The sequence below is a fragment of the Devosia sp. genome (assembly GCF_036406155.1).
Taxonomy (GTDB): domain Bacteria; phylum Pseudomonadota; class Alphaproteobacteria; order Rhizobiales; family Devosiaceae; genus Devosia_A.
On record NZ_DASWVV010000239.1, the window covers coordinates 1 to 6640 of the forward strand.

Below are 6640 nucleotides of genomic sequence, written 5' to 3' on the forward strand. Positions count from 1 at the left end.
GGCCGAGCCCGGCGCCGGCCTGCGTGGTCACCGCCCCGTGCTGGCCGCGGAAGAACTTCTCGAAGATCAGCTTGCGCTCGGTCTTGGCGATGCCGGGCCCGTTGTCCATCACCTCCACCATGTAGCTGTTGCCCTTGACCGCCGAAGTGATCTCCACCACCGGATCGTCCGCGTCGCTGTAGCTGATGGCGTTCGAGATCAAATTGATCAGCACCTGCGACAGGCGGTCCGCGTCGCCGTCGACCTGCACCTGCGCGGCGCGCCCGCCGACCGTCAGCTCCATGCCGCGCTGGCGCGCCAGGGCGCCGCATACCTCCACGGCCCGGTCGAGCGAAGCCTCGGGGTCGATGGGAACATTGTCCCAGCCGCGTTCGCCACGCTCCAGCGCCGACAGGTCGAGGATCTCGTCGAGCAGCCGGGTGAGGCGCAGGCTCTCCTTGTGGATGGTGGCGAGAAACCGCTGCCGCTCCTCGGACTTGAGCTTGCTCTCGTCGAGCAGGATTTCCGAGAACGAGCGGATCGAAGTCATCGGCGTGCGTACTTCGTGGCTGACCTGCGACAGGAACTCGTCCTTCTGGCTGTCGAGTTCGCGCAGCTGCATGTTGGCCTCCTCGAGCTTGCGCGCGGTCGAGCGCAGTTCGGCGGAGGTGCGCTCGAGTTCCTGGGAATACTCGATCACCTGCTGCGTCTCGTCGGCCATCTGCAGCACTTCCTCGAGGCTGGCCGTGTCGCCGGAAACGACCTTGGACAGCATGACGTGGGCCGAGGCGGCGCCGATCGAGCCGGCGAGCTCACGCTCCAGCCGGTCGATGAATTCGGGGGTCGGCTCGAGCGCCGTGCGCTCCACCCCCGCCGCCTCGGCGGCGGTCTCGAACAGCGCCAAGGCGCGCTGGCCCCCGAGCACGCGCTGGGCGACGAAGAACAGGTCGTTCGCCGTGGCGGAGCCGCGGATGAACTGGCCGCCGCCCGCGCCGCGGAAAAGCCCGGTGAACAGCGTCGCCTGGATGCGTTCGAGCGCCGACTGAGTGGTGAATAGCGACACGATGACCAGCGTCGTCGAGTTGAGGAACAGGCTCCAGAACACGGCGTGCACCAGCGGGTCCATGCTGCCCAGTCCGAACAGGGCCTGGGGGCGCAGCCAGCTGATGCCCCACGGTCCCTCGGCCATGAGGGAGGCGACCAGCGGGGAGGAGGATTCGAACGAGGGCAGGAAACTCGACCAGGCCCAGACGACGAAGCCGACGGCGATGGCGCTGGTCGCCGCCTTCAGCGAGGCGTCCTTCCAGAACAGGGCGGCGATGATCGCCGGCAGGAACTGGGCGACGCCGGCGAAGGAGATGAGCCCGATCGGGGCGAGGGCGTCGGAGTCGCCGGTCAAGTAGAAATAGAGGAAGCCCAGCGACAGGATGAGGACGATGGAGAAGCGGCGCGAGGCCAGCAGCGTGCGGCTCACGCCACGTTCGTCGTCCAGGCCTTCGCCCTGGGTGAACCTGAGCACGATCGGCATGACGATGTGGTTGGAGACCATGATCGACAGTGCGATCGACTCGACGATGATCATCGAGGTCGCGGACGAGAAGCCGCCGATGAAGGCGAACAGGCCGAGCGCCTCCTGGCCGGCGGCGAGAGGCAGGGTCAGCACGAACATGTCGGGATTGGCGCCGGCGGGCATGCTGGTGAGGCCATAGAGCGCGATCGGCAGGGTGAACAGGCTCATCAGCAGCAGGTAGCCGGGGAACGCCCAGCCGGCGATGCGCAGGTGGTTCTCGTCGGCGTTTTCGACCACCGTGATCTGGAACTGGCGCGGCAGGCACAGTATGGCGGCGATGGAAAGGACGTTGAGCGCCAGCCAGCGGCTGCCGAAGTCCTGGTTCGAATACATGTCGAAACCGGCCGCTTCGGCATTGGTGAAGATGGCTTCGAAGCCGCCCCCGACATAGACGACGAAGACGCCTACCGCCAGGAGGGCGGCGAGCTTGACCACGGCTTCGAAGGCGATGGCGGCGACGACGCCGTGATGCTGCTCGTTGGCGTCGACATTTCGTGTCCCGAACAGGATGGTGAACAGCGCCATGCCGGCGGCGACGCCCAGCGCCAGCGGGACCTCGTCGATGCCGACCATGCCGCCGCGCGCGCCGGCTACCGCGTGGATCGAGGAGGTGATGGCCTTCAGCTGCAAGGCGATGTAGGGCGCGATACCGATCACCGCGATGACGGTGATCAGCACCGCGAGCCGGCTCGATTTGCCGAAGCGCGACGACAGCAGGTCGGCGACCGAGGTGATGCGCTGGTTGTGGCTGATGCGCACGAGGCGCCGCAGGATGAACCACCAGCCGATGAAGACCAGCGTCGGGCCGAGATAGATGGCGAGGTATTCGAGCCCGTCGCGGGCCGCCGAGCCGACGGCGCCGTAGAAGGTCCAACTGGTGCAGTAGACCGAGATGGCAAGCGTGTAGACGATCGGCGAGCGCAGGAACGCCCCCTTGTTGTGGCGGGCCCGGCGATCCCCGAAATAGGCGATGATGAACAGCAGCCCGACATAGACGACACCGGTGGCGATGACGAAGTCGGCCGTGAGCGTCACGTATCGTCCTCCGCCGTCGGCCCCGGGGTATGTTCGCGCGGCATGCGGCTGGACAGCCACCATGCCCCGGCGATCATCGCCGCCCAGGCCGCGAACAGATAAACCAGTTCGGCCGGGATGCCGAACAGCCGCCCATCGGTCTGGAACACCAGAACGAGCGGCGGGGTGATGAGCATCGCCCCGAGGATGGTGAGGAACAGCGACGCGCTTTCCAGCTTGTGGCGTTCCATCTCAGGTCTTTGCGTCCTCGCCGAGCAGACGCCGCACTTCGCCCACGACCTCGGCATTGGCATAGGGCTTGGTGATGAAGCTGTCGGCGCCCAGGTCCATGGCGATGCGCCGGTCCTGCTGCTGGCCTTTGGCCGTGAGGATCAGCACCGGCTGCCCGCTGGTCAGCGGGTCGGCGCGGATCTGCTTGAGGACCTCGAAGCCGGAGCGCTTCGGCAGCATGACGTCGAGAACGACGACGCGCGGCCGCAGCCGGCGCACGGCCTCGAGGGCGGACTCGCCGTCCGTTACCGTCGAGCAGCTGAGGCCCGCGCGCTTGAGGATGAACTCCAGCGATTCCAGAATCGACGGCTCATCCTCGGCTATGAGTACATCCAGTGCCAATTCTCCCCCCATCGCGTCCCGGCACCCGAGCGCGGTCCTACTAAAGCGCAGTCGCGCGGAATCTCCAACATCAAACCGTATCTGCGGCGGGCCCGGTCAAGGCCTCGGATCCCGGCTGCAGGCTGCCCGGCGCGAAGGCTTCCTCCTGTCGGCTGGGGCAATCGCGGCGGGTGCACAGCCGACAGGACGGGCCGACAGGCACGTCTGCGCTCGCGTCCGCGAGGTCGAGGCCGGCCCCATACACGGTGCGGTCGGCGTGCAGCACGTCGCAGGCCAGCATCACCGAGGTATAGGTCGGCGGATCGGCGAAGCTGGGCGCGCGGTTGGCCACCGCCCGGGCAATGAACAGGTAGCGCGACCCGTCGGTGAAGCGCACCACCTGCCGCACGCTGGTGTCCGGAATGCGGAAGGCGGTGTAGATCGCCCATAGGGGACAGGCATGCCCGGAGTTGGGCAGCAGCAGCCCGGGCAGGGGAAAGTGCTTGGTCAGGCGCCCCGCCGGGTCGGAGCGCAGGAAGCCGAAGGGTACGCCCTCGGCGCCTGGCCGGCGCAGGGATACCAGGCGCTGGGCCACCTGTTCGTAGCTGGCGCCGTAGTTCTGGCGCAGTGTGTCGATGTCGTAGCGGGCCGATTCCGCAGCGTCGAGGAAGCCTTCATAGGGAAAGACGATCGCGCCGGCGAAATAGGAGCCGAGGGCGCGGTGGGCCAGTTGCCTGGCCTCGGGGCTCGACAGCAGCCTCGTGTCGATGGCCTGCGCCAGCATGTCCGGCGCCGACAGCCGCGCGTAGACGCGCGCCAGCTGGAACTGGCGGGTAGCGGCGGTGGTGCTGCTACGGAACCACAATACCCTCCCGGCCGCGTCGAAATGGTACTGGCCGGCAAAGGCGGCGCCGTCCACCTCATGCGTCGTGCTGCGCACGATGCGGACGCCGAAGCGGGTTTCGAGCAGGTGCACCAGCGTCGCCTCGCCGAACGGGCCGGCGGCCTCGATCTCGGCCCGCAGTCCCGTGCCCGCTTCCTCCAGCGCCGGAAAGTAGTTGCCTTCCGCGATGATGAGATCGTCGAGCTCCCGCCGGGGCGAGATCGAGCGCCGCGCCGCGGTGGAGCTGTCGAACTGGCCGATCAGCGTCTGCGCCACCGCCGACAGGCTGCGCGCCTCACGCGTGATTGAGCCGAGGAAACGCCGGCGCTCGGCATCATCGAGGTCCGGCACCTCCTCGAGAATCTCCGCGCCCGAGCGCATGGCGGTGATGCCCGACAGGATCTGGTGCAGCAGCTGCGAAAACAGCGGGTCGGAGCGCAGGCGGTTGAAATAGGCGTCGGCGCTGGCGGCGGCGGTGGTGTAGGCGCGGTGCAGCCGGGTGATCGCCTGGGCCGCTGCCGGATGTTGGGCCACGAGATCGCGCGCGTCGCCGGGTGCGAGCCCGGCGCGTTCCAGCACCGGATCGGAGAACGCCTCTTCCAGATCCTGCACCAGCTTCTGCTCGGATTCGCCGGTCAGGTCCTCGATGTCGATACGGAGCGCCTCGGCGATGCGGATGAGCAGCGAGCCGCCGACGTCGCGCTTGTTGCGCTCGATCAGGTTTAGGTAGCTGGGCGAGATCGCGACCTGCCGCGCCAGGGCCGCCTGGGAGGTTCCAAGTGCCCGGCGCCGCGACGAAATCCTGATTCCGATAGGGGCGCGCATGCCTGTCCTCGGCTTGTGATTGTCAACGAATTTACAACATTGCAATTAAAGCAGTACAAGTGTTTACAGAATCTTCCAGTAAATACAATGACCTATTGAACACGTTTTCCCGGCGGTCTCATAATGCGGCAGCGGTGAGGTGAACTGACCATGTATCAGACCCCCGCGCCAAAAGGAGGAGTTACCTGATGAGTGACCTGAAGGGTCTGAACCGTCGCAGGCTGCTGCAGTCCGGCGTCGCCGGCATCGTGGCGACCGGCGTCATGCCGACATTCTTTACCCGGGGCGCCTACGCCCAGGACTTCTGCAACAACCCGACTGGCGACACCGTGACCATCGGCTGCAACGTGCCGCAGACGGGTGCCTATGCCGACGAAGGCGCAGACGAACTCAAGGCCTATGAACTTGCCATCGAGCACCTCAACGGTGGCGGCGACGGCGGCATGATCCCGACCTTCTCGTCCAAGACGTTGAAGGGCAACGGCATTCTCGGCAAGAAGGTCGTGTCCGTCACCGGCGACACCCAGACCAAGGCCGACGCGGCCCGCGATTCGGCGCGCCGCATGATCGAGCGCGACGGCGCCATCATGATCACCGGCGGTTCGTCCTCGGCCGTGGCCGTGGCGGTGCAGGGCCTGTGCCAGGAAATGGGCGTCCTCTTCATGGCCGCCCTCACGCACTCCAATGACACCACCGGCAAGGACAAGAAGCGCTACGGCTTCCGCCACTTCTTCAACGCCTACCAGTCCGGCGTGGCGCTCGGGCCCAAGCTCGGCGAAGTCTACGGCAAGGACCGCGTCGCCTACCACCTGACCGCCGACTACACCTGGGGCTGGACCCAGGAAGAATCGATGATCGCCGCCACCGAGGCGCTCGGCTGGAAGACGCTGCCGCCCGTCCGCACCCCCGTGGGCGCCGGCGACTTCAGCCAGTATTTGACCCCGGTGCTCAATTCCGGCGCCGACGTGCTGATCCTCAACCACTACGGCTTCGACATGGTCAATTCGCTGACCCAGGCCGTGCAGTTCGGCCTGCGCGACAAGCAGGCCAACGGCAAGGACTTCGAGATCGTCGTGCCGCTCATCTCCGACCTCATGGCCAAGGGCGCCGGCGCCGCCATCAAGGGCATCTACGGCACCTCGAACTGGGACTGGCAGCTGTCGGACGAGGCCTCCAAGGCCTTCACCAAGTCGTTCGGCGCCAAGTTCGGCCAGCCGCCGAGCCAGGCTGCGCATACGTCCTACGTGCAGACCCTGCTCTATGCCGATGCCTGCGAGCGCGCCGGCACGTTCTACCCGCCCGAGGTGATCAAGGCCCTGGAAGGCTTCGAGTTCGACGGCCTCGGCAACGGCGCCACGCTGTACCGCGCCGACGACCACCAGTGCTTCAAGGAAGTCTACGTGGTGCAGGGCAAGGAAGCGCCCGCCAACCCGTTCGACCTGCTCGAGGTGGTGGGAACCGCGTCGCGCGAAGCCGTCACCTACGATCCGGCCATCTTCGGCGGCGAACTCGGCCCCGATACCCCGGCGATGTGCTGATCGACAGCATCAGGAGGTCCCGGCTGCGCAGGCGGCCGGGACCGCATTCCTCTTTGCATCAGGGTGGGAACTGAACCTCGATGGAAGCAATCCTCGCGCAGCTGCTCAACGGTCTCGACAAGGGTGGCGCCTATGCGCTCATCGCCCTCGGGCTGACGCTGGTCTTCGGCACGCTAGGCGTGGTCAATTTCGCGCACGGCGCGCTGTTCATGCTCGGCG

The 6640-nt window shown here is 66.8% G+C and carries 6 protein-coding genes; 2 read left to right on the top strand and 4 right to left on the bottom strand.

Annotated elements, in window-relative coordinates:
* From VGD93_RS16550 to VGD93_RS16565, 4 genes are all read right to left on the bottom strand, one after another.
* Positions 1 to 2584, bottom strand: a 2584-nt coding sequence (locus VGD93_RS16550; protein ID WP_395013268.1) for a histidine kinase dimerization/phospho-acceptor domain-containing protein, incomplete at its 3' end; no start/stop codon positions are given.
* Positions 2581 to 2814 carry a hypothetical protein gene (locus VGD93_RS16555; RefSeq protein ID WP_395013269.1) on the bottom strand — a complete coding sequence of 78 codons (234 nt, stop codon included), beginning with the start codon at positions 2812 to 2814 and terminating at the stop codon, positions 2581 to 2583. The genes VGD93_RS16550 and VGD93_RS16555, both read right to left, overlap by 4 nt.
* A 1-nt stretch (position 2815) precedes the next feature.
* Positions 2816 to 3196 carry a response regulator transcription factor gene (locus tag VGD93_RS16560; protein ID WP_395013270.1) on the bottom strand — a complete coding sequence of 127 codons (381 nt, stop codon included), beginning with the start codon at positions 3194 to 3196 and terminating at the stop codon, positions 2816 to 2818.
* Positions 3197 to 3266: 70 nt separating this feature from the next.
* Positions 3267 to 4883 (bottom strand): helix-turn-helix domain-containing protein, encoded by a 1617-nt coding sequence (locus VGD93_RS16565; protein WP_395013271.1) that lies wholly within the window; start codon positions 4881 to 4883, stop codon positions 3267 to 3269.
* A 188-nt stretch (positions 4884 to 5071) separates the two neighbouring features.
* Here VGD93_RS16565 and VGD93_RS16570 point away from each other — a divergent pair, with 188 nt between their 5' ends.
* Complete coding sequence (locus VGD93_RS16570) at positions 5072 to 6421, top strand: substrate-binding protein (protein WP_395013272.1); 1350 nt, start codon at positions 5072 to 5074, stop codon at positions 6419 to 6421.
* An 80-nt stretch (positions 6422 to 6501) separates the two neighbouring features.
* Positions 6502 to 6640 (top strand): ABC transporter permease subunit (locus VGD93_RS16575; RefSeq protein ID WP_413789706.1); only part of this gene is annotated, 139 nt, incomplete at its 3' end.